The 24,715-nt window shown below is 39.9% G+C and carries 21 protein-coding genes and 1 pseudogene; 6 read left to right on the plus strand and 16 right to left on the minus strand.

The features are described from left to right. Nucleotides 1–11: 11 nt before the first annotated feature. The gene (locus tag HUG15_RS12285) at nt 12–311 is read left to right on the plus strand and encodes a YtxH domain-containing protein (RefSeq protein ID WP_200123386.1); all 300 of its coding nucleotides are present in this window, start codon (nt 12–14) and stop codon (nt 309–311) included. A gap of 72 nt (nt 312–383) precedes the next feature. Here the strand turns inward: HUG15_RS12285 and HUG15_RS12290 are convergent, their stop codons facing one another. Continuing rightward, entirely contained in the window at nt 384–683 is a 300-nt protein-coding gene (locus HUG15_RS12290; RefSeq protein WP_200123387.1) for a hypothetical protein, read from the minus strand. 135 nt (nt 684–818) lie between these two features. Beyond that, nucleotides 819–3,224 carry a transglycosylase domain-containing protein gene (locus HUG15_RS12295; RefSeq protein WP_200123388.1) on the minus strand — a complete coding sequence of 802 codons (2,406 nt, stop codon included), beginning with the start codon at nt 3,222–3,224 and terminating at the stop codon, nt 819–821. Between the two features lie 985 nt (nt 3,225–4,209). On the opposite strand from HUG15_RS12295, the gene sda reads away from it, so the two are divergent. Continuing rightward, on the plus strand, nt 4,210–4,275 hold the full coding sequence (gene sda, locus HUG15_RS23665; protein ID WP_425504054.1) for a sporulation histidine kinase inhibitor Sda: 66 nt from the start codon (nt 4,210–4,212) through the stop codon (nt 4,273–4,275). A gap of 98 nt (nt 4,276–4,373) precedes the next feature. Here sda and HUG15_RS12305 read toward each other — a convergent pair whose 3' ends face one another. Then, nucleotides 4,374–5,045, minus strand: coding sequence for a DUF421 domain-containing protein (locus HUG15_RS12305; RefSeq protein WP_200123390.1), 672 nt, complete (start codon nt 5,043–5,045; stop codon nt 4,374–4,376). Between the two features lie 283 nt (nt 5,046–5,328). Here HUG15_RS12305 and HUG15_RS12310 point away from each other — a divergent pair, with 283 nt between their 5' ends. Continuing rightward, entirely contained in the window at nt 5,329–6,609 is a 1,281-nt protein-coding gene (locus HUG15_RS12310; protein ID WP_200123391.1) for an IS110 family RNA-guided transposase, read from the plus strand. 938 nt (nt 6,610–7,547) lie between these two features. Here the strand turns inward: HUG15_RS12310 and HUG15_RS12315 are convergent. The 6 genes from HUG15_RS12315 to HUG15_RS12340 form a co-directional block, all read right to left on the minus strand. Further along, complete coding sequence (locus HUG15_RS12315) at nt 7,548–8,117, minus strand: GNAT family N-acetyltransferase (protein WP_200123392.1); 570 nt, start codon at nt 8,115–8,117, stop codon at nt 7,548–7,550. Between the two features lie 184 nt (nt 8,118–8,301). Beyond that, nucleotides 8,302–9,156 carry an alpha/beta fold hydrolase gene (locus HUG15_RS12320; protein WP_200123393.1) on the minus strand — a complete coding sequence of 285 codons (855 nt, stop codon included), beginning with the start codon at nt 9,154–9,156 and terminating at the stop codon, nt 8,302–8,304. 205 nt (nt 9,157–9,361) lie between these two features. Beyond that, nucleotides 9,362–10,384 (minus strand): glycoside hydrolase family 113 protein, encoded by a 1,023-nt coding sequence (locus HUG15_RS12325; RefSeq protein WP_200123394.1) that lies wholly within the window; start codon nt 10,382–10,384, stop codon nt 9,362–9,364. Nucleotides 10,385–10,527: 143 nt separating this feature from the next. Beyond that, nucleotides 10,528–11,061, minus strand: a complete 534-nt coding sequence (locus tag HUG15_RS12330; protein WP_200123395.1) for a GNAT family N-acetyltransferase — start codon at nt 11,059–11,061, stop codon at nt 10,528–10,530. Between the two features lie 95 nt (nt 11,062–11,156). Beyond that, the gene (locus tag HUG15_RS12335) at nt 11,157–11,558 is read right to left on the minus strand and encodes a VOC family protein (RefSeq protein ID WP_200123396.1); all 402 of its coding nucleotides are present in this window, start codon (nt 11,556–11,558) and stop codon (nt 11,157–11,159) included. A gap of 37 nt (nt 11,559–11,595) precedes the next feature. Continuing rightward, nucleotides 11,596–11,946 carry a DUF2200 domain-containing protein gene (locus tag HUG15_RS12340; protein WP_200123397.1) on the minus strand — a complete coding sequence of 117 codons (351 nt, stop codon included), beginning with the start codon at nt 11,944–11,946 and terminating at the stop codon, nt 11,596–11,598. Nucleotides 11,947–12,291: 345 nt separating this feature from the next. On the opposite strand from HUG15_RS12340, the gene HUG15_RS12345 reads away from it, so the two are divergent. Next, nucleotides 12,292–12,801 (plus strand): sigma-70 family RNA polymerase sigma factor, encoded by a 510-nt coding sequence (locus HUG15_RS12345; RefSeq protein WP_200123398.1) that lies wholly within the window; start codon nt 12,292–12,294, stop codon nt 12,799–12,801. Nucleotides 12,802–13,145: 344 nt separating this feature from the next. Here the strand turns inward: HUG15_RS12345 and HUG15_RS12350 are convergent, their stop codons facing one another. From HUG15_RS12350 to HUG15_RS12375, 6 genes are all read right to left on the minus strand, one after another. Further along, nucleotides 13,146–14,273: a M24 family metallopeptidase gene (locus HUG15_RS12350; RefSeq protein WP_200123399.1), complete on the minus strand. Its 1,128-nt coding sequence runs from the start codon at nt 14,271–14,273 to the stop codon at nt 13,146–13,148. 79 nt (nt 14,274–14,352) lie between these two features. Further along, complete coding sequence (locus tag HUG15_RS12355; protein WP_200123400.1) at nt 14,353–14,829, minus strand: tripartite tricarboxylate transporter TctB family protein; 477 nt, start codon at nt 14,827–14,829, stop codon at nt 14,353–14,355. 13 nt (nt 14,830–14,842) lie between these two features. Continuing rightward, nucleotides 14,843–16,315, minus strand: a complete 1,473-nt coding sequence (locus tag HUG15_RS12360; protein WP_200123401.1) for a tripartite tricarboxylate transporter permease — start codon at nt 16,313–16,315, stop codon at nt 14,843–14,845. 153 nt (nt 16,316–16,468) lie between these two features. After that, nucleotides 16,469–17,632, minus strand: a complete 1,164-nt coding sequence (locus HUG15_RS12365) for a type 2 periplasmic-binding domain-containing protein (protein WP_200123402.1) — start codon at nt 17,630–17,632, stop codon at nt 16,469–16,471. Between the two features lie 156 nt (nt 17,633–17,788). Beyond that, nucleotides 17,789–18,502 (minus strand): SDR family NAD(P)-dependent oxidoreductase, encoded by a 714-nt coding sequence (locus HUG15_RS12370; protein ID WP_200123403.1) that lies wholly within the window; start codon nt 18,500–18,502, stop codon nt 17,789–17,791. A gap of 238 nt (nt 18,503–18,740) precedes the next feature. Further along, nucleotides 18,741–19,472: an RraA family protein gene (locus tag HUG15_RS12375; RefSeq protein WP_200123404.1), complete on the minus strand. Its 732-nt coding sequence runs from the start codon at nt 19,470–19,472 to the stop codon at nt 18,741–18,743. Between the two features lie 1,083 nt (nt 19,473–20,555). Here HUG15_RS12375 and HUG15_RS12380 point away from each other — a divergent pair. Both HUG15_RS12380 and HUG15_RS12385 read left to right on the plus strand, forming a co-directional pair. Continuing rightward, the gene (locus HUG15_RS12380; protein WP_200123405.1) at nt 20,556–20,882 is read left to right on the plus strand and encodes a helix-turn-helix domain-containing protein; all 327 of its coding nucleotides are present in this window, start codon (nt 20,556–20,558) and stop codon (nt 20,880–20,882) included. A gap of 226 nt (nt 20,883–21,108) precedes the next feature. Further along, nucleotides 21,109–21,501 (plus strand): annotated as a pseudogene (locus HUG15_RS12385) (IS630 family transposase); the annotation flags it as partial. Between the two features lie 550 nt (nt 21,502–22,051). Here the strand turns inward: HUG15_RS12385 and ppsA are convergent. After that, nucleotides 22,052–24,664, minus strand: coding sequence for a phosphoenolpyruvate synthase (gene ppsA, locus HUG15_RS12390; protein WP_211202219.1), 2,613 nt, complete (start codon nt 24,662–24,664; stop codon nt 22,052–22,054). Nucleotides 24,665–24,715: the final 51 nt, after the last annotated feature.

Consider the following 24,715-nt stretch of genomic DNA (forward strand, 5'->3'; position numbering starts at 1 on the left):
GACCACCACTTATGAACACGAAAGATGTTCTCATTGGAATGGGGATTGGTGTTGCCGTAGGTGTAACGACAACATTGCTTTCCACGCCAAAATCAGGAAAAGAACTGCGGAATGATATCGGGGAAAAATCAACAAGAGCAAAGGAGAAGACGTCAACGTTCGCCAATATAGTGACTGAACAGTCAAGTCAAGTTAAAAGCCAAATGCAACATGCAGCCAGCCAATTGAAGAACGAGCTTAAAAAAAATTCTGTGCCACCCTTGAATGACACAGAGACAAACGAAGGTCAAAAACAAAAAAAGGCTGAATAAATGGGAAGAAGAATGAGCTAAAAGCTCATTCTTCTTTTTTCTTTTTTGAAATCATTTACTTTCTGAAGAGTGTTATTCATCATCACGGTGTTTCGAATTTTTACCGGTACGTTCTCTCGCTTTTCTATATAATTTTCCGGGTGCTTCAGATGTTTTGCCAATAGCATCATTCGCTTTATTGGCTGTGCCTTTGAGAATTTTTCCTGAAGAATCCGTTGCTTTGCCTACCAACCCTCCTTCTCCTGAAACCGATTTGATCACGCGGCCTGCGGAATCAACCGTATTGCCAAAAAGATCGGTCGCTTCTTTTGATGTCTTTTTGACAAAGTTATCGTCTTGCTCTTCATTTTTGCCATTTCTTTCATCACTCATGAGCCATACCCCCTTTTTTGATCCTCATTAGAGATTATGCAAATTGCTTCACGATATGATTTTTCACAAAATGCAGAGGTGTGCCGGAACCCATGTAACACGAAAAGGCCGGGTTACCCCGACCGATCTGTCCGTTTAATCATCGGATTCTTCGTCCTCTGCATCCTCATTATTTTCCTCATCCTCATCATCTTCGTCTTCCTCTTCTTCTTCGTCCTCCTCTTCTTCGTCTTCCTCTTCTTCTTCGTCTTCCTCTTCTTCTTCGTCTTCCTCCTCTTCTTCGTCTTCCTCCTCTTCTTCGTCTTCCTCCTCTTCTTCGTCTTCCTCCTCTTCTTCGTCTTCCTCCTCTTCTTCGTCTTCCTCTTCTTCTTCGTCTTCCTCTTCTTCTTCGTCTTCCTCCTCTTCTTCGTCTTCCTCTTCCTCCTCTTCGTCTTCTTCATCTTCTTCGTCTTCCTCTTCTTCCGGTTCTTCTTCTTCTATTCCTTCTTCCTCCGGTGTTTCCGGTGTCTCTTCTTCCGTTCCTTCCTCATCCGCTTCCTCGGTTACTTGTGCCGGGGGATCTTCACATCGATAAAGTTCACCGTCAGTCTCACAAACGGAATTCGGTCGTGAGAAATCTTCCGTTTCCTCGCCTTCGTGAACATTTGCCATTATGATACGAAAAATGTCCTGAGCAATATTCCGTTCTTCATCGCTTAAATAGCCGCTGTCTCGTCCGCCGCCGAACCCAGTCCAAACAGCTGCCGTATAATTAGTCGTGTAACCGTTAAACCAAACATCCGGCACACCCCCGTCAGGAACATCAAAATCCCCTAGTTCTTCCTGGGTGAAATTCGAAGTTCCTGTCTTTCCGGCTAGCGGCAGTCCTTCAATATTCGCACGTTGCCCGGTTCCGGAAGAAGTGTCCACAACACCTTTAAGCATATCCGACATCATATAAGCGGTCGATTCATACATCACTTGGTCCGATTCAGGCGAACCTTCTATTTCATCTCCGTCTTGAAATTCTACTTTTCGTACGCTATGAGGTTCATTATAGGTTCCTTCATTTCCAAACGCGGCATAGGCGCCGGCCATGTCCAAACTGGATATGCCATCGGAAAAGCCCCCCAGGACAGAACTCTCGGTAATATCCTGATCAAAGTCGAAGCCGAGACTTTCGGCAAACGACTGGGCATCGTCCAAGCCCACAGCCTGAATCGCCTTTACAGCCGGAACATTGATCGAGCGCACAAGCGCTTCTCGCATGGAGACTTCGCCACTATAACTGTCCCCATAATTGCCAAAGGAAGTCCCATCCGAATACTCATGCGGTTCATCGACAATGGTTTCTCCGGTATGCCAACCCAATTCTTCAATCACCGGACCGTAACCAAGGATAGGCTTGACCGTTGATCCCGGTGAGCCGCTAGCGGCAGTCGCGTAATTCAAGCCCCTTTCCTCTTCTATTTCCTCGCGATTACCCACCATTGCACGTATCGCGCCGGTTTCCGTGTCAAGAAGGGAAAAACCTACTTGGAACTCGTCATTATCGGGATACTGCGAAATATATTCATCGCTTTGAATAACATCCTGTGCGATTTCCTGCGCGTCCGGATCAATCGTCGTATATATGTCAAAGCCGGCGGCATACAGATCCGCACTCTCAATCCCATCAATATTTTCCACCTCTGCCATTACCTGGTCAATAATCGATTGATAAGCGACATTTTCCGGTGGCGTATAATCCAACTGATCTTCGATGTCCACAGACATGGCGTCTGTTGCTTCCTCTTCGCTAATGAAGTCATGCTCCTCCATCAGGGAAAGGATTAAATCTCTGCGTTCTTCCGCCTCCCCAGGGTTATTTTGTGGATTGTAATAGGAAGGCCGTCGCGGGATAGCTGCCAAGACGGCAGCATCGGCGACCGTAAGTTCGTCCAGATCTTCTTTATTAAAATAACGAATCGCGGCTTCTCCAACCCCCCATGCAGAACTGTCGAAGTAACTGCTATTCAAATACATTTCCAGGATCTCATCTTTCGTGTATTCCCGCTCCATTTGCAAAGCGAGCCATTGTTCCTGCACTTTTCGATCCATTGTTTGCTCGGGGGATAGGAAGGCTTGTTTTATAAGCTGCTGGGTGATGGTACTTGCGCCCTCAGACCCAAACCCATCGGTAATATTCGAGACAATCGCACCGCCAATCCGGCGGATGTCAATGCCACTGTGTTCATAAAAACGATAGTCTTCCACCGCGATGAAAGCATCCTTGAGATGTTCGGGCATTTCATCAATTTCCCGATAGGTACGATTTTCCGTTCCCAGCAATCGCCCGAGTTCATTATCATTCATATCATAAATCGTTGCCCCTTCGGCAAAAACCAGTTCCTCTGCATTAAGCGCAGGAGCATCCGAAATCATTGAAGCCCCTACCGCTATTATCGCTGCCATACCAACGACCATGGTCCCTAAGATAATGAATAACACTTTTTTAAGCGTGGACCGTCTTTTCTTCTCTCCAGCACGACGTTTCTCCGTTCGCGAACGGTGTTCCGCCATTCAACTATTCCTCCAATTACAAACCGATGAATTTAGTAGAATATACATACTCTTCTTCCCCATAACTTTTATGATAATACGACTCTTTTTCTATTAAAACATATTCGCTTGCTGATTTTTGTCAAATGTTGAAAAGCCTATGCCTTTTTCTCATTGCTGCGCCCTTCGGCCAAAAGCTCGGGATATAACGATTTCAACGTTTCATAAGTTCTTTCCCACGAAATTATCAAGGCTTTCACCACCTGTTTTTCCGAATTCAATACAATAAACGTTTAAAAACCGCATCCTTTGATTCCCCTCGGTTGTCGCGTATATTCCAAAAGCTTAACTGATCACCTTTTTGATATCAATCCTCTGAATGGATGATTCCGTTTGCTCTTTTTCAATTATCATTCGATAAAATTCGGTCAAAAGCTTCAAACGTTAATTGAAAAGGAATAATTCCCTGTTTTTGATGGATGTGAACAGTTCATATCATTAGACTCTCAGTTTTGTGAAAACGATTCTATGTATTTCATATACATCTCCATTTTGAAATCAAATTGTCTTTCTTATTTAGGGACTGCTTCACAAAGGAAAATAATAGAATATCAGCATTTTCCGTTAATGCTGTCAAATCTAGATGCAAGAAAATCCATCCTATAAGCAGAACAACCCTTGCTCTTCTGGCAATGTACACAAGAATGACGCTGCAATGGCGTAGACATCAAAACGGACGCGACAAGACCCCGCAGCGCCGGTTTTGCGCGAGGAGGCTTGACCGTTCGTCCGCAGAAAACGAAACCATGGGAGCGGCACCCCGGCTTCAAAATCCATTCCAATAGTCAAATTCCGAGCGATAGAGGATATAGGTTATTACATAGGTAAAAAATGGAAGGATAAAAACAGATAAAAGGGTAAGAAAGAGTAATGACAAATTATAAAACGGGTGAACATGAATTATATATCTGATGAACTTCTCCTTGAAGCCTACGATTACGCTAAAATGTTGAACTTAGATCCAGCTTTTATTAAACTGCTTGAAAAAGAAATTAAACGCCGCGGTTTATAAACACCGCAGTATTTTTTATGCACTAATCTTACCCTTTCATTAAAGATCGTTATCCAAATTGGTAAAAGTATTCTTCATGAAGTAGTATCCCCAACCGCTTAAGCGTTGTACCCCTTTCCATCATCAACCATAACTTGATGGTTTTTATCCCAAACGGTCGCAAAAAAGACATCTTCCAGTTTTTTATACCCTTTTTCATTCAATTGGGATCTTAACCATCGTTCATCTCGATAAAGGAGCTTTAAATTTTCATGTTGGATGATCCCTTCAACCACTACAGTAATAGGGAATCCAGCTTTTTCAACATCCACATTTAAATCTTTGCGTGTAACAGGATGAACATCTTCTTTCAGCACAACACTAAGGTCTCCAAAAGGTTCAAGAATGGCATATTGAATGTTTTTTATGTCTAGATATCCCTTACTCCTCAGACTAGAAAGCAACTCAATTAAGGAATAACGATTTTTCTTCAAATTTGATTTAATGATTTTCCCATGCTTGATGAAAATCACAGGTTCGCCTACCACTAAATGGTGAAATTTCCGAAGAAGGCTTAACCTCGCCATGGAATAGTGCAAAACCCCTACGGTGATAACCCCCAAAATTGACTGAAGGAGCGTATTTATTTCAATAGGTGCTGTGGCAATGATAACCAAAAAAAAGACAGCCACTAAGTCATGAGGGGTGATTTGTGAAAAGGCGGAGTGCCCAAACATGCGAATAATGAATAAGGTTAAAAGGAATAGGACAATAATTTCAACGATAAACACTAAGGCCACCTCGAACACAATACGATTTCTTTCGTTTCCCTCTTCTTATAGTTTGTACATTCAGCCATCTTATACAGCAGAAGCTATAAAACGACCGTTAACCATTTTCGAGCGGAATAGTCCGATCATATATGTTTTTACACAAATAATGCCCACTAAAAGGAGCATTCCTGTTAGGGGAAATATTGAGCTTTGAACACAAAAGAGTCCCCTTGGTATAGTACGGAGTGTCCGATGATAACTCATCGACCTCTAAATTGATAACTACCAAGGAGGACTCACCATGAATGATACACAAAATGAAAAGCTCGCTCAAATCACCCCGGAAACACTCGTCATCGGTATCGACATCGCTAAGAACAAACATGTTGCTCGAGCCATTGATGATCGCGGCTTCGAATTTGGGAAACGCATCACGTTCACAAACGATCGTGAAGGCTTTGAAAAGCTTCTACGCTGGGTTGAAGAACACCAAGCGGATCATCAAAAAACACACGTGATGGTCGGTATGGAGCCCACCGGCCACTACTGGTTTAGCTTGGCGGATTACCTTGACTCGTGCGGCCATCAGCTCGTGTTGGTCAACCCCTCGCACGTTAAACGGCTCAAGGAAATCGATGATCATTCGCCAAGTAAAAACGACACCAAAGATGCGATGGTCATTGCCAAACAGGTGAAGGACGGGCGATACTCCGTTCCGAACCTTCTCGAAGGTATTTACGCCGAATTGCGGGAAGGCATCAAATTAAGAGATCAGCTCGTGCAATTAAAAAACCAGACCGAAGGCCGGGTTCAAAATTGGCTGCACCGTTACTTCCCGGAATTTGAGCAGGTGTTTAAAGACTGGGATGGCGTCAGTGCTTTGGCCACTTTGCGAACGTTTCCTCTTCCCCAAGCGATTGCGGAGACGACACCGGAAGCCATCGTAGACACATGGAAAGCCTATGCTAAGCGACACGCCGGATTCGCTCGAGCCCAAAAGCTTCATGAGGCCGCTGAAAAAAGTGTAGGCATCACCGCAGGGCTTCGCTTTGCCCATCAAGAGTTGGAGGCGTTACTGGATCAGTATGAGCTTTACACTCGGCAACTCGAGACATTGGAAGCGCAATTGACTGAACAGCTTGAGCATCTCCCTGGCGCCGAACAAATGAGGGATATCAAAGGCTTAGGCGACATGACCATTGCCGCTTTCTTTGCCGAAGTTGGGGATATTCACCAGTACCGTCATCCCAAACAGCTGATCAGTCTGGCCGGCCTAGATTTAAAAGAGAACAGCTCAGGGGTTTACAAGGGCCAAACCACCATTAGTAAACGAGGACGGAGTCGATTACGCCGCATTCTATTTTTAGCGATTCGGCCGCTCGTCAATCATAATGACACGTTTCGCGCCCTTCATCATGAGCTCACGCAGCGTTCAGACCGCCCTCTGACAAAGATGCAGTCGTTGATCGCCCTGTGCGGTAAACTTCTGAAAGTCTTGTTTGTCATCGGGCAACGCGAATGCCCCTTTGATGGAGCGAAGCTCCTTCAAGATCGGAAGTGTTCCCAGACACAAGCCGCGTAAAGCAAGCAGCAGGAACCATGTTTTCTTGTAAAAACCAGCCATTTTCTTGTCTATGGAACAAACACCAACAGTGCCGAGGCGGCATTCATTTTATCCATTCGGGCCTAGACCCAGCAAAGGAGCATAGCCGCCCCCACCACATGGATACGCCGGACGAAGGAATGTGTGGATCATCACCATCCAGCGATATATGGGAGGTTAAGCGACCATGTATGAAGTGGGCGAATATCAAGCGCACGGTCACCTAATTTTTCCCAACCCCTAGGGGTTGGGTGAGAGGATAGACTCCGGGATGGAATATCATTCCTTCCATTCAAGAATATTCATGAAGTGAAGGGCACGCTCTGGTGTTACTAAATCCTAAGGGCATGAAATTCTAAGAAATCAAGAGCATATGGAAGAATATTTAATTACAAAGAGGGTACATGAACAGAACAACACCGAGGAATTATTAATACAGATAGGTAAGGGTTTGAAGTTATCGTCCCCTTTTCCCCCGCACGTGCGACTTTCACCGCATACGGCGTCCAACTAATCCAATTCGATTTGACCATAACACTTTTTCGTTTATGACAACGCCAGTGTTTCATTTCTTCCGTTTCAATAAGTCGGTGCCTCCCCTTGGGAGGTGAACCTCTATTAGTTTTACAAGAACCTTATTAACCGATAAAGAAATGCCTTGCATGGTTAAATGAACCTTCATTAGCGTTAATGGGGTTAACCTATTTTTCCTTGTTAAAACGCCAAGAAATCTTTGTCGATCAATCATAAGCAAGGATTTAATTTTACAATATTTCGACACCTTATCGATTCAACGGTAAGGTTCTTTAGTGTGTGCAATTTTAGTGTAACATGTTTTATTTGTTCTTTTTCACCTTTAAATGTTGACAACTATTAGCTGGTATTGTTTAGCAACCTTACCAAAATAAAACGATCTTTTATTGAAATTGTTCTTTCACTAAATATCGATATTTCAACCCATCTGATGTATTCGTTCTTTGAAAATGATACCCTAACCGTTCATATAGCTTTTGTGCCCTTGAATTGTCAAATTCCACATTTAAAGAGACAGTTTTGTATCCTCTAGCTTTAGCTCGGTTTTCAGCGTAGCCTATTAACTGATTCCCAATACCTTCCCCTCTAAACTTTGATGAGACTGATATCAAATTAATATAGTAATCATCCGGATCTACGTCATCTTCAACTGAATCGTAGTTTAAATTTGGATAGTGCTTCTTTAAAAAGTCAAATATCGGTTCAAATAACTGATCATCTTTATAACCAGGGTAGTGTGAAATAACCCCAGCTACTGAAGAATCATCTCCATATACATGACAATATTTATAACTAAAAGCATTATTGTCTTCCCGTACAAAGTGATTAATGAACTCCAATCTTTGTTTTTTCTCTACATCTCCTATCCAATGGTTTATATGCGGGGATAAAATCAACTCAAATAGTGGCGCAATTTTATCCGCATCACTTACTTTTGCTTCTCGAATGTTCATGATTGATTAACCTCCCTCCAAATTTTAAAGATCAAATGTTCTATCATCCCGCAATCACTGCGATTTGTACAAAGTTAATCACCCTGAATTACCATTGATTTATTATGGAGAGCGTATTCCCTGTTATTCCAGGATTGCGCTCGATTGCGGTAGATTAAATCGTACTATTTCTTGCATTTTTATTCTACTCTACCAAAAAATCCACAAAAACTTGGCAAAACTCCATCGAATGTTCCTTTTGCGGCCAGTGGCGCGCATTTTCAATAATATACAATTGAGAATCTTTTAACTCATGGTGGGCAAGTTTGACATCTTTTAAGGAAACTGAGCGATCTTGTTTACCATGAACAAAGAGTGTTGGCGTTTTTATTTCATTTAGTTTGGGGGTATAGTAAGTTTTTACACCGTCTCTTCCTTGAAATTCACTTTGTTGATATGACTCAAATGCTTTCCCAGCGTGTTTATATTGAACACTTTGAAAGACATCATTTAAAACATCATTTGTGATGTTTTTCTCATCAAAAAACAGTCCTGCCTTGATTATTTGCTTCGTCAACCCCTTACTTTTTGCCATAAGTCGATAAGACCATAGGTTCAACGGTGTGTTTACAAAGAGATGATAACTGAGCATGTGATAATTCCATTTTTTCGCTAGCCCATTTGGAGCAATTAGGCAGAGCTGTTTCACCCTGTCTTCGTGTGCGATACAGTAACCAAGTGCAATTCCAGCGCCAAGAGAAATGCCTGCGAGTATCACTTCTTTAAGATTGAGTGCCTCAATAAAGGAAGCAACGAACTGAACATAGAAATCTTGCGAATACTCAATCCCGTCTATGTAGCCTGTTTGACCATGTCCCGGAAGATCTACTAGAATCAGTTCATGCTCGATTTGACTCGCCAATCTTTGGGTTACTTCCTTCCAGGACAATTTTGATGAATCTGCGCCAGCCCCGTGAATAAAAATAATCGGTGTTTTCCTACCTTCCACCCTGTAATAAACTGTTTCAATTCCTTTTACTTCTATTAATAGCTCTTTCATTAGTTTGAATCCTTTCCATGGATAACTCGATTAACTCAACTATAGCCTTTTGCTACTTTACGAACTCCGACAATAGTTATTAAGCAATATGGCCTTATTCTGGTACAATTTTCATTCCATTAAAGTGCTCTTTTATTGAAGATCATAAAGATATCAAGAATAAACAGATATCTTATTCCCAAACTTATTTATCTACTTATTTGACTTATTCATTGGTTCTGTAAAACTTAGCTATTTCATGAAATGCCTCTTTAGGCTCCCAGTATCCACTCGAATAGGGTTTCTCAGAATCCTCCGAATAAACCTTGACAATACCATAGCTTGCCATGTCTAAATCATGTCGTGTATTCGAAGAGTGGGGATGATACGGCTGAATAAAATCATATACGAATGCGCCATAGATATTTTCTGATTGATATATATTGAGTAACTCAATAATATAATTTGCTTGTGAACTCTCGTTTCTTTTAATACCGTCTTTAATTTCGGGAACAGTGGTGTTCCAATCTATGATTTCATGGCTTTCCGGTCCTTTTTTATCTGCGTTCTCGAAGGTTCCGCAACCAAATTCAAAAATAACAATGGGCTTATTTTTGCGATGGAACTTCCTGAGGGTTTTAACATATCTTGATTCATTGTAAGGTACTTTGTAAAGATTCAAACCAACTACATCGAACGCTTTCCAATCAACTCTTTCCCAAAGGGCTGCCCCGTAACTTATCTTACCTTTGAATTTTTCGCGCACTATCTTACTTGCTTTACTAAGATAACCGTTCAATTTTTTATTGAACCATGGAAGCAGCCACCACATCGTACGCAACTTCTCTGCTCTCTCGGCATAATTATTTCCTGGCATCAAACCCGATGAAAAGATCGAAAGTTCACAGCCTAGGCTTAGATCGATTCTCTGGTATTTCTTTCGCAATTGTTCGGCAGCTAGTGCTACTTCCGACAAATGTGCTAATGTTTCTTCTTGATTCCCCTCCAACAATCGAGGTTGAAGCCATACGTGAAGACCGTTCTCTAAGGCAATCTTTGCACATGCTATCAATCTATCCACATTCGTGCCATAAATTTGGATTGAAGTACAATGCAACTGTTCACATATCAAGCGGATTTCTTGTTCCATTAACCTCTTTCGCCATTCACGACTCAGAGAATCCGGACTGAAATTGGTTCCCGTATCATAGTTTATTCCCTTTTGAACCAGTGCTCTTTGATGTTTCATTTATCTTCCCCTCGTATTTGTAAGCAAAATATCGCTATATAAACTGCTACTGCTGACAATTTTTATTTTCTTCATAAGGTGCGTCCCATTGTTTATTTCGATAGCTTCCTTTATCCCGTTAAATGGCCCGATAATTGAACACCTTATTCAAAAAAGACACTTGGATACTCAATTACACCAGAAACATTATCAAGGGACCCTTCTTGTAATTCAATAGCCATTAATGCTTCTTCAGGTACTTCAAATGGTGCTTTAATTTGCCATAGTGATGCCTTCTTAAAACCAAATTTCGGATAATATTCTGGATGGCCTAATACAACAACTGACTGAAATTCAAGCTCCTTTGCCTTTTCTAATGCCTTTTGTATTAAAATCCTTCCTATACCTTTATTTTGATAATCAGGTAAAACAGAAACGGGTGCAAGCGCTAGTGACTCTGCCTTTTGATTGCCATCATTAATTAACACTTTAGATAAAAGTATATATCCTAGTATCTCATTATCTTCACCAACAGCCATTAAAGATAACTCGGGAATGAATGCATCTGATCGCCTGATTCGCGAAACTAACTTATGCTCATTCTGATCACTTTGATCTGCAGAAGCAAATGCAATTTCTACGACCTTCTCAGTTGATTCATAGTCACTTTTTTGTTCTTGTCTAATAATAAAATTCATATACACAACTCCTAACTCATTAATCTGGCCCTTCGTGGTACAACTTTTATTCAATTAAAGCGCTTCTATTGTGGAACTTTTATGATTCATTTAAATCACATGATTGGAAGGTTAAGTTGCCAAGATACTCCAAACTGATCATTTATCCAGCCAAATTTCTTACTGAATCCATAGTCATCTAAGGGCATAAGTTCCTGTCCATTCAAAGTTAGTTTTTCATAAAGAGTGTTAATCTCTTCTTCGGAATCACAAGTGATATATATGGAAAACGAAGGTGTAAAGGTAAACTCATGCTTCACATTACTGTCAATACACATGAATTCTTGCCCCTTCAAAGAAAACGTCGCATGCATCACTGTTCCTTCTTCTCCAGATTCATTTGCTCCGTAACGCGTTATGCTTTTGATGCCCGAATCCTCAATAAGGGATATGTAATACTCCATTGCTTCTTCTGCTTTACCATCTTGAAACATTAAAAATGGCGTTACTTTTTCCACTGCAAATCAATCCTTTCCCGTTTCTTTGTTTTGACTATTATTTTCGCAAAATCTTCTCCATCGCTTTTCCCTTTGCCAACTCATCGATTAGTTTATCTAAATAGCGAATTTCCTGCATGGTTGGTTCCTCGATTTCTTCCACTCGGACGCCGCAGATCATACCTTTGATCAAGATCCGTAAGGGATTCAGTTGGGGAGCTTCCGCAAAGAAGGTCTCAAAGTCTGTTTGTTTTTCTAGTTGTGTTTCTAATTCTTCCTGGCTATACCCTGTTAACCACCGTAAGATTTCATCGACTTCTGTTTTCGTACGTTCTTTTTTCTCCGCCTTTGTAACATAATGGGGATAGACACTTGCAACACTCATTGTATAGATTTTATGTTTGGCCATGATACACCTCCTGTAATTATTCCGTTAAATGGCCCTTTAACGGAACAAACAATAATGATCGAACCATCAAACTTTATTTTAACATGAAAAGCTAGCCGCACCCTTTAAAAGAATGCGGCTAACCAAGAAAAATCATTTTCAGCGCAAAATGTTAGTTTTTTGTTAGTTTTTCTCTTTTAATGGCAAAGGATAATGGTTTAAACTCCTCATATCAAATTTGCATATATAGTTCATAAGAATTTATTTTCATTTCAAATTATACTGATTTCTGAATTATTTAGTGCTATAGTTGCAGTATCCTGGGGAATAATCTAGGGGACGGCGCCGTTCCGGGAAGGAATTTCCGTGAACAATTATCAATCGGCCCGTCAGCAGTATTCATTCGAGGACATCTATCAGCAGTACACACCGTTAGTGCATGGGATGCTTAAACGTCTCCATATCCATAGCAACCATGAGGATTTTCTGCAGGCAGGTTATATAGGATTATGGCTTGCATACCAACACCACGATAGTGAAAAGGGACCATTTCCCGCTTATGCCTTTCTTCGTGTCAGAGGAGAAATGTTGACGATGCTGCAGAAGGATGCCAATTATTACGACCGGCATTCCTTCAGTTCCAATGATCAGGAACCTGCTCAAGTGCGCATAGAGACAGAATCCTGGATGCCAGACGTAGACACATTAGCCCCTTACTTGAACAAATTATCCGACCGTGAACAACGCTGGGTCATCGCGCATGCCGTGCACGACCAACCCCCACGCATGATCGCGGCCAATTACAACGTTTCCGTCGAAACGGTGAAAGGTTGGCGGAAAGGAGCACTTGCGAAACTAAGAAAATATGTAAAATAATTCGAAAAGCCTGCAGTAATAACTGCAGGCTTCTATACGAAAACAATAATGTTCCTTTTAGTAACAATGTCTCAAGGGTTATTAGTGTTTGATTACAGTAGAAATGTTTTTAATACAAATCCTCTCCAAACGGGGTCTGGACAATAACCAGAAGCTCTGCACACGTTTTTTTATTAATGTTTTTTAGGATGTTTTACTGATTTCTTAGCGATCTTTACTGTACAGTTTTGTCATGAAAACAAAAGATTTGGATTTGATATCATTTCTTGTTCTCACCTAAAAGTATGAATAATTCCGTATCATTTTTCCCTCCAATATTTTGCTTTTTATTCTTGATCAAGAAATTAAAGTGTCAATGACTCTAAATCACGTGGATAATCTGTTAACCATTCGCAACCATTTCTGGACACAACAAGTGTATCAGAATGTCGAAAACCACCAACATTGGGGATATAAATGCCTGGCTCTATTGTGAATACCATCCTTTCTTCAATGATAAGATCATTATCAAAACGTATATATGGTTCTTCATGAGGGCTCAAACCAATGCCATGTCCAGTTCTATGCACTGCATAGTCTTTGTATCCTTCCCTAATGAAAATGTTACGAGCAATATTGTCAATGTCGCCGGCACGTGCCCCTGGTTTGAGAGCTTCAATAGCAGCACTCTGTGCCTCAACCATTATTTTAAAAGCCTTCTTTTGTTTATTGGTTGGCTCACCGATAAAAACAGTGCGTTCGAGTTCTGTTCGATAACCATCAATACCCACCTGACGCGTATGGATCATGACGTCTCCTTTTTGCAATTTTCTTGAGTTAGAAAAAACATGTGGCATTATGCTACGTTTAGTGCCGGATGGTGACATACCAATAATTTGAATAGTGGAGTTTGGATGGGTCTTTGGGATTTCGGTATACAAAAACGAATTTCCATGATCATCGATTTCGAGTTCACTAACACCTGGTGTACTATATTGCAACGAAACGTGCATAGCTTGATTGATCCAACGACTTGCTTCATGGATATGTTCAATTTCTTCATCCTCTTTAATATAACGCATTTCCACGATTCTTTGGCCGATATCTTTTATCGTAGCGCCTTGAGGAATAACATACTGAGTGAGTATAACCGGTGCACTGTCAATATCGAGAGCGACCGTTTGCGACCTAACACTTTCAATAGCATTTTGAAGGGTCGTAAAATATGAGATGCTTCCTTTATTTACTTCATACTCAAAATAAACATGTAAGACATCAACGGCAGCTTTTTGAGCATGATTCTCTTCAAGACTTGGAATTATAAACTGTGTATGCTTTTCATCAATTAAAAGTGTAATAGGACGAGAGTAAGTTAATGCTTTAAAACCTGTTAAAAAGTACTGATGATCTGGGTTTGTTACTATACTTAAACCTATGCTTTCCTCTGTCATGTAGCTTCTCACTTCATCGATTCGTTTATGATAAATACTCATTATACTCAACTCCTTTAGTATGGTAATATCTGGAAGATTCTTGACAGTGTGAAAAATTTCAAAATTAACTAAACATTGCTTATATTAAAATTCCTTGTGGAAATTGTAGTGTCATTACTTCCTCGAAAGTAATTAACAACCCAATAATCAGAACGACACTTAACACAATGGCTAACCAATTAAAATCGGTTCTTTTTTTCAAAAAAGCAGTAATGAAACTTGCAGCAGCGATTTTAAAGCCTAATAAAAAAATTAACAGAAAGAAACTAGCTACCCAAAGAAAGTTGACAGCGGCCACCTTGAATTTGTGGGTCATGGGAATCTCATATTCATTCGTGTTTTCTTGATCATTCGGTGTCGTCCCTTGCCTTTTGTGGCGAAAAAAAGATCGTGATTGTGACAAAATATTAATTGCTGATAATAAAATACCTGCAACGCCAACAACTAATGGAAAGTACATAGCTGTTGGTGAGAAATCCAAAGATCTCCAAGTTACACTAGCAAATATAAAAAATAGAATCACGCTGAAAACAATCGATAGTTTAAGCTTTATCATTTTTTTAGCCCTCTTACTTTTTAAAAGATTTAATAAAGTTGACTAAGGGACCGTACAAAAATACTAAAAATATAATAACCCCAATGATGGTAACACCTGGACGTGTCAACCAATCAAATTCATAACGACCTATTGAAATGAATAAATATTGTTCAGATGGAATTGCCAAAACGACTCCAATAATCAAGGGTATTCTAGGCCAATCCAATTCCCTTAAAATCCATGCAAGGAAACCCAATGTTAAAAGCAACAAAAGATCTCCCCAATCTCGAGAAGCTTGGTATGCACCGACACTTATGATTATTAATAGAAAGGGAACAAATTTATTAGGGTCAATCGTGGTTAATAAACTTACTGGCTTTGCTATAAAAAAGCACAAACCCGTGGCAAAAATATTGGCAATAACGAGTGTCCATATGATGGAAAGGGTTATTGGCATATTTTCATCAACCATGCTTGGCCCAGTCTGTACGCCCATAAGAATAAGCCCTGCCATAAGAACGGCTGCGGTACCGCTTCCAGGAATGGAGAATAGTAATGTAGGAATTAATATTCCACCATCCTTCGCATTATTGGCACTTTCAGGAGCAATTACTCCTCGTATATCTCCCGTTCCGAATTTTTCATTATTTTTTACTGTTTTTTTAGCAAAAAAATAAGCAATCCAGTCTATGATACTAGATCCGACTCCAGGGATTGCCCCCATTAATGTACCAATACCAGCACTTCTAACAACTAACCACTTATTTCTGAACACATCTAAAAGACCCTGCAAGTTGCTTCCTTCAAGTTTTCCTGTACTTGATATTTTCTTTTCCGAGGATACAAGTTGAATGAGTTCCGGTATGGCGAAAAAACTCAACACGAGAACAACCAATGGTATTCCATCGTACAAATATAACCAATCAAATGTAAAACGATATTCAGGCGCAGCTGGCGCTGCTCCAATAGTCCCTAATAATAGCCCTACAAGCCCTATTAAGATTCCTTGTATAGGTTTTTTTCCTAATAACATACCCATGATACAGATCCCTAATAAAGTTAGCATGAAAAGTTCTGGGGAACCGAAACTCAAAATCACCGGTCTAATAATTGGAATAACTAGAAATAAGACTATGGCTCCAATAATACCTCCAAACATCGATGAAATAAAAGCAGCTGATAAAGCTCTTCTGGCGTGTCCTTGTTGAGCCAAAGGATAACCATCCACAATCGTGGCTTGAGATCCAGCTGTTCCGGGTATTCCAAACAAAACCGAGGGGAATGTATCTGACGTTTGAGTGACCGCGAGGACACCGATCATAAGTGCTATGGCAGAGTCTGGATCCATCCCAAATACGAAAGGAAGTAAAAGAGCTATTCCAACAGTCCCGCCGAGTCCCGGTAGAATTCCAATGAGTATACCTATCAACACACCTAGAAGCATGAATAATAAATTGATAGGATCTAATACAGTAGCTAAAGCTTGGATAGCTGCCTCGATCATTCTAATTCCCCTCTTACTAAAATAAATTTAGACATCATCTTTCGGCGATGATAGCCTCTGCGGTTCGCAGTCCTATGCCGAGGATGGTATCGAGAAGCGCCCGTTCTTCCACAAAAGGGCGCATCCGCTCCTGGACTTTATCGTAAACAGTTTTTAGTTTAATCCTTCCACATCGTATTCTTCAATTAACAAATTCTTTACAAAATCTATAGTTTCAGGATCTATATATTCTTGTTCTCTTTCATAAGCTGCCTCAAGTTCTTCTCCCACCAAAACATTTGTAGTGCCCAAAGCATCCTCTGCTCCTTCTAAAAATTCTGGATCTTCAGCAACATCCTCTGCCGCGTCCTTCAAAGCTCTAGTAGCCTCTTCAGGAGCATCGTTTGGAATGTAAACCCTTCTGGACATTTGGCCTAACGAGCCTTGAAAAAGCTTATAGGCTTCCCATAATTCACCGGAAGGTTCCTCACCATGTAATTCCTCATAAAACTCTTGGATTGTTGGAAGATCTACCTCAGGATCCCTTTCAAAATCACCCTCTTCATTCAATATTCCTGTTTGAAAAAGCGGGATAATAGTCCCTTCCTCTACCATGGGCATCATATCATTAAAATAAGTGTTATTCCCTTGTAGAGTAAGACCTAGTTCACCCTGCTCCAAGGCCATCAATGTAGCACCACCACCATCATAACCAGAAACGAAATCCATTTTATCAGCTATATCCAACAATTCAAACGCGAGGATATGACGGAGGTCTGCAATTGGATCGGCAAGTCCATATGGGATATCTTCATCCCCGAACGCTAGCAAGTCTTCAGGTTCTTCATAACCGGTTGCGGTGCTAATAGCTACCACACTGACTCCCGGCACACTCATAATCACATCCATATCAGTTACATCGTACTCAGCCTCTGGTCTCCCAATCAAATCTTGAATTACCACAGCAGGATTAGCCCCTAGCAGGCTGTAACCATCAGGTTCGCGCATGGCAAAATCATTACTTCCGGTCATAGATGAGCCTCCCGGAATATTAACAGGTTGAATGGAAGGAGATCCTTCTGTGTATTCTTCTATAAATGGAGCCATATACCGATTAGCAGTATCAGATCCTCCTCCTGTTGAGAAGGGTATAACTAGCTCAATGACATCTCCACTCTCATAAAATTCGTCAGCTTCTTCGTCTGTAGACGCTGACGAATCTTCTGTTGAACCCTCCGACCCTGAACCGCATCCTGTAGCAAAAACCATTAAAATACTCGTTAATAGAATACAGTATTTCTTACTCTTCATGATTTCAGCCCCTTCAATTAAGCTCACTTACTTTTCATCTTTTGAGCATTTTTTTATAATTCATCCAATATTAGACTTAATCATATAATTATGAAATCAAAAGCTATATCCCCCAGAATAGTCATTTTATAACTAGACATAGATATATCAAAAGGCATAGTCATCACATAATATACGGCAATTTTATTTATCAAAAACATGTTTACTCAAAATATCTCGAGCAACCATCTCTGGTGCTGGCAAACGATTCTCTTCTTTTAAATTTACAAAGTGACCTCTGTTTGGAAAGTATACATTCTCAGCTTGGCGTATATTTTCTTGCAATTGGGTGTCCATCACACCTGGATCGATAGTCGTTACCTCTACTTTTCGATTATCTTTGTGCTGTTCATCAATAACGTCGTAGAACATTTTAGCTCCTGCCTTAGTGGCACAATAGAGACCCCATCCATCATAAGTCTGAGTCGCTGCTTTCGATGAAATGTTGAGTATGCTAAATTTTGTCTTTAACTTTAAACTTTCTTTGTATAACATTTGCGTCATGTACAATGGCGAAGTAAAGTTAACATCAATAGATTTTCGAATTTTATCTGGTTCAAACTCTTCTATACTACCAATAGGTTCCACTATTCCTGCATTATTTATAAAGATAATCTCTTCAACGTTAAAAGCAGATAGTTCTTGAGAAATTTCCATCTTCTTTAGTAACTGCTCGGGCTGATTGAAATCCTGTTCGATTAACCGAATATGTTTATTTGACTTAGCTAGCTCTAATTGTGAATCCAAAAATCGCCTTGATAAACTAATGATTAAAATAGAAGATAGGTCAGTTAATAAGTCAAACATTTCTTTTCCCAACCCACTTGATGTACCTGTTATAATAACTGCTTTTTTCATAAATATACCTCCGTCGAATTGATTGAAAAGATAGTTCCTAGTCCTTTTTTCGTTTCTTAAGACGTAGTTTAGATTGGCACATTCATTGCTAATAAAATCTCAAACGGGATAGAGGTAAATATATTAGTAATTATATAATAATTTTTGGGATTATTACCTGTTTTTAAAAGGTAAATCCTCATCCCGAATGAGAGAGCATTTCATTTATCATAGAGTTAAATGGTCATAATATTTTATCCTATTTCTTCCTAATAATCTCCACACCACGATTTTCTAATACACGATCATAATAAGCGTCTTTTTCTTTGTTTTTCTCTACAACATCAGGCCAATCGTCTTCGTTTTCTTTAATTGGTATATTCTCACATTTGGCAATAATTCGATCAGCATATTGTTGAGGAACACAACAAAGACCATCCTCATCACCCACTATAATATCACCTGGATGAACAATGACACCTCCACAGTTCACTGGTACACCTATTTCGCCAGGTCCTCGTTTCGGTCCCGTAGCTGGTTGAACGCCCTTGCTAAATACTGGAAAATCAAAGGATTGAATTTGGCTCATATCACGATAAGGCCCATCAACGACTAAACCCGAAATCCCTCGCCTTTTAGCGATTAGTAGCATTCCCCCGCCTCCGCAACAATATGAGGATTGTCCCCTAGCGTCAACGACTATCACATCCCCTGGTTCAGCCAAGGTTAACGCTTTTTTTACCATGAGGTTATCACCAGGTGGAATTTTAACTGTAAACGCTGTTCCTACTACTTTTTTCATTGGTTTGTACCCCGGCTTAATAGAACTGTCCATTGAATAAAGTTGCCCGACCCAATCTGAGATATCAGGTACAAAAAAATCTCGAAACCTTTCTACTTTTTCCTTTGAAGGCCTTTCAAAATCCAAATTGATTTTAAGTCCAATCTCAGGATAGATTTGTTTCCAACCCGGGTCTTTAGGTTCAATCATTTTAATTCCTCCTTCTTCTTTTTAGCGATTTGTATCCGCTTTTAATTTAATAGAACCATTACCAACTACGGTAGAAAATAGTTTAGCACTGCTTTTTATATTTATCTTTTCTGTCCGTACGTTTATACGCACAATACTTTCTATCCTTATCTTGTACCTTTATAAGTACAGAAAACCTTTTTGTGAAAAGAAGTGAACAAGATGAAAAAAATCGAAGTTAAGATTAATACACTCCTCAACAAGCATGACCTCACCATCCACGCACTGCATTTAAATCAAGCATACGCCGAGCTTCACTTAGTGAACTTACTAGTGATAAATGAGAACGTATGCAACTTGAACACATTGAAAAAATTGCTGAGGCATTGGACATCAACGACATTAACGAGATCATAACTATTAAAAATATGACATCCTTTCATCAAATAGACTCATGCATTTAATATTATGCCCTTTTCAAAAAAACGTTTGCTTAGGTTATCACCTCACACTTTTCACAAAGTAAATAACTTGTTGGTTTTTTCTAAATCTTTCATTATAGAGAAATTCTTGTTGTTTTAGAATAATGGTTGGGTCTGTGAATTCTCTAAATCACTTATCAATTTCACGGGTTCATTTGTACTTCAGACCAACGGTGGAAAGGATTGCAAAAAGAACCTACCTTGATGCCATAGTATATATATTTACTGAAAGCTCCAATATGATGCTAAGCATTATGAGATATTCCTATAAAGCCCATAGTCATACCTAAGAGATATCTGTACTATCCCCGACATCATTGGTAAAATTCTTCATGCTTATATCTAGCCTATGATTCCCCCTTGAGATATGGATTTAAAACCCATCCATATATTTCTTTCGGGTGTTGTTCATCCCCCCTTTTAAAACACTGTGATAACAATTGATCCAGCTTATTGATAACCCTAGGATTTAAGCTTGTTTTAATTATAACAAATAGAAATATTTTGTCAACATTTTTATTGCTATTAGTAAACTATACCTATTTCTATTGCTGTTATACCTTGATAAACATATGCTTTCCTTAGGGTACTATTACTGATTGTAATAAAATGGGGGTTTATCATGGAAATTGGTCAAAGGATCCGAGAAATTAGAAAAAATACTGGGTTGACGCTAACTGAACTGGCTGAAAAAATCCAAATATCTCAGCCCTACCTTTCACAAATAGAACTTGGTGGAAAGCAACCGCCAATAGACGTTATCGTCAATATTTGCAAAGCTATTGATATTCCGTTAGCCGAATTTTTTGCAGATGAAGACGATCACCTCCCCACAGACATTCTTCAATTAATTGAAACAGCCAAAAAACTATCATCAGAAGAACGGGAGTACCTTAATCAATTTCTACAATCTACAGTAAAAAGAGCAAAGAAAAATGACTTTGAATAGTTAGCTATTGTTAAAAGTTGTTTCCACTTTTGTATTGAAATAATATTAGATATTATGATTATCCCACTCGTTCAGAATGAGTGATCGTATTCGTTGAGGCACAGAACGTCATTAAACGGCTGAACCATTCAAATCCTATCAAGAAGATGGATGAGATGGTTTGGCTATGAAGTTTTCAACTGGAAGGCTGCCGAGGTTAAATGAAGAATAACAGGATCAATTAAAACAAAAATGGAACAATGGTGAAATTGATCACATTTTGTTTGAAGATAAAAGCATGATCCGAGATTACCAAGCGCTTCAGCATACATGGTTTGCCACAGGAAAGCAACGAATCATTCATACGACCGGTAAACATCGTGGTGTGAAGCTTTTGGCTACGGTCGATTACGTCACCGGAGACATCGTATGGCAAGAGGAAGAGCAATATACGGTCGTAGGGTTTCTCTCCTTCCTAAAAAAAGTGATGGAAGCCTATCCAACCGGAAACATCGTCATGATTCTGGACAATGCACGGATTCATCATGCCAAGTTACTTGCCCCCTTTCTACAAGCATTGAAAGAAAGATTGACATTTATGTTTTTGCCTTTCTACAGTCCACAACTGAATATTGTCGAGGATAAAAGCATGAAAAACCATTGATATCGTGAAAGGTTATTTGGCCCATGATCCACAGAATGGATGGTTAGGCAGGCACCCAATTTCATGTGCCTGAATATCATAGAAAAGAACGTTCTTTGTGACCCAGCGAATCCTTTACTCCTTTTTCGTCCAAAAGGGGCAGTCCCTGTTGGGCTACTGCCTCTTTTTAAAGGACATCTATCTTCCTATTGTGTATCGTTGGAATGATGATACTTTGGGCATACCTTGATCATATCGTCGGAGTTTACTCGTGTACGCTAGAATGGAGAATAAGTATGCACAGAAAGCAATCAAGGCGGAGCAATTAATAACTGCTCCGCCTTGATTGTGTGAACAGATGGGGAAACAAGTTTTTATATCTTTCGTTTCCATAAAGGATAATCTTAATAAACATTAATATCAATCTTTGGTTACTGTTTCCTTATATGTCCCAGTGACAAAGTTCTTACTCTAGACAGCAAAGCACCACATTGTTAATGATTCTCCTAATTCCAACGCTCTTCTTTTATGATTTTATTGTAATCAATTATAGTATTTCTATATACCCATCTGCTCCGTTCACCCTTATCCTTTGTCCATCCTTGATTAACTTCGTAACATTCTCCACTCCGACAACTGCTGGTAAACCATACTCACGTGCGATTACTGCTCCATGGGTCATCAGTCCACCAACTTCGGTAACGAGACCTTTTATGGATACAAACAATGGCGTCCAACTAGGATCAGTAAAGGCAGTGACTAGAATATCTCCATCTTCCAGATTTGCATCTTTCATGTTTAAGATAACGCGTGCCCTGCCCTCTATAACTCCGGTAGAAACCGGTAGACCTACAATAGCACCTGCTGGGTGATTTTCCCGTTTGTATTCACCTGCAATGTTTTCACCATCAGACGTGACCACACGTGGAGGAGTTAGTTTTTCATATAATTTGTACTCGTCTTTTCGTTTTCTGATGATCTGATAATCCAGTTTATTTGTGCGTACGACTTCGTGAAGTTCTTCAAAAGTGAGATAGTATATATCTTCTTTTTCATGAATCACGCCCTCTTGTACGAGTTGTTCGGCTTCTTTCAGTAAGGCCTGCTTATAAACGAAGTAACGATTAACCATTCCATATTTTGGATATTCCCTATACCCGCTGAAATTCCGGATTAGATCGATCATTCGTTTTGTTTCTTTGGCTTTTTGTTCACCATCGGGTAATTGCTTCAATCGATCTAATAACTCTTGTTCTTTTTCTAAAGCAACACGCCGCCCTTGCTCAAATTTCCGACTGCTGGCATTAGGCTTGAAGTTTTTGATATTGCTAAGAATCATGGGGATAAGTGTAATTGGTTTTTCACTCCAACGGGTTTTTGTAATATCGATTTCCCCGACACATCGCATTCCGTATTTCTTGAGATAAGCATCAATAGCATCCCGGGTTTCCTGTCCACCCTCAAACGTAACCAGTTTATCCAAAAAGTGATCATCTTTTACATGTTGTAGGTAATGTATTACTTCCGGATAAGGACGAATCACATCTGCGACATCCAAAAGTTCAAGACCCATTTCCGAAGTAATATTGTTTTGTACAGATTGGGAAAACGTGTCTGCTACGCTTTTTTCACCTAACCACTTATTCATTTTTTCATTGATCCATGATGAAGCATCCATAGCATCCATGATCACACCCATACGTGGGTCAAATAAAATCTTCTTTAATTGCGGGATATCTTCCAGGATAAAATCAAATAAATCTGCTCCTGATTTCATTTGGATGTTTTGTTTTAACACTTCTATTGATGTTTGACTACCCTTAATCGCATCAGAAACAATTTTAAAATTGGTTTCGTTTTGTGTTTGAAAACCCGAAGACGACATACCTTTATTGCCTTTACCAGGACTCGATACTTTTTCAGCATTTGGTGACAATTTTATAAAATCTTCTCGCTCTACGATGGTCATAAGTGCGTCTTTTATGAGCGGATCGGATTGTCCCAAGGCATCTATATATTTCTTTCTGCTAACAGGTGAAGCCAGATCATGTGTAACATCAACAAACAACCTTCCACCAGCTTGACGCATGGGGGCAGGAGTCGTTAACAGGAAAAACGACAATCCCAATGGCTTCATGGGGTCGGTCATCATTTGTTGATGACCGACCGATACATAGACGTGGTTTTCTTTATCATTCACTTCAGGTATCGGAAATAAGGTCGTGATTGGACGACTCTGAACAATATAAAATGTATCATCAACCAGACACCATTCGATGTCTTGAGGACAACCAAAATGAGCTTCAATCTGTCTTCCGATGCGTGCCAATTGCAAAATTTGTTGTTCAGAAAGTGTTTGCGTTTTTTGCTGATCCTGATCGATCTGCTTTGTCTCCGTTCCACCTTCTTTTCGTCCATAGATAGCTAATTTTTTGGTTGCTATCATCTTATCGACGATTTCATCAGCCTGTACCTTATAATTGTCCGCAGTCACTAAGCCAGAGACAAGCGCCACACCCAGTCCAAAACTAGCATCGATGGATAGCAGTTTTCGATTGGAGGTAATGGGGTCAGCAGTAAATAAAATCCCAGAAGCCTTTGGGAATACCATCTGTTGGACGATAACGGATAAATACACTCGGCTGTGATCAAATCCGTTTTGCATACGGTAAATCACGGCACGATCCGTAAATAGAGAAGCCCAACATTTGCTGATGTGCCACAAAATGGCTTCTTTTCCGATGATATTTAAATAGGTGCCTTGCTGACCGGCAAAAGAGGCGTGTTGTAAATCTTCAGCAGTTGCACTGGAGCGCACAGCATAAGCTTGGTTCTCGCCAAACTGGGAGAGATAGTGAGCAACAGCTTTCACAACGTCGGAAGGGATCTCAACTTCCATAATGATTTTCCGAATCTTCCTGCTGATTTTACCAATTTGATCTTGATCCTCTACTTTCAACAGTGCTAGTTGATCCAACAATGCATGGAAGGCTTCGTTTTGTTCGAGGGCTTTTTGGTAAGCTTCTGTCGTAACACAAAATCCTTCTGGTACTTGTATTCCATAAATCTTCGATAGTTCCCCTAAATTAATTCCCTTTCCTCCAACTACCATTTGTCTTGTTTTATCAACTTCTTGAAGCTCTAAAACATATTGTTTCATTTCTTTCCCTCCCATTTAATAGCTACTGATTTCGTCAATGTAGCGACATTA

This window comes from Salicibibacter cibarius, from assembly GCF_016495725.1.
GTDB classification, from domain to species: domain Bacteria; phylum Bacillota; class Bacilli; order Bacillales; family Marinococcaceae; genus Salicibibacter; species Salicibibacter cibarius.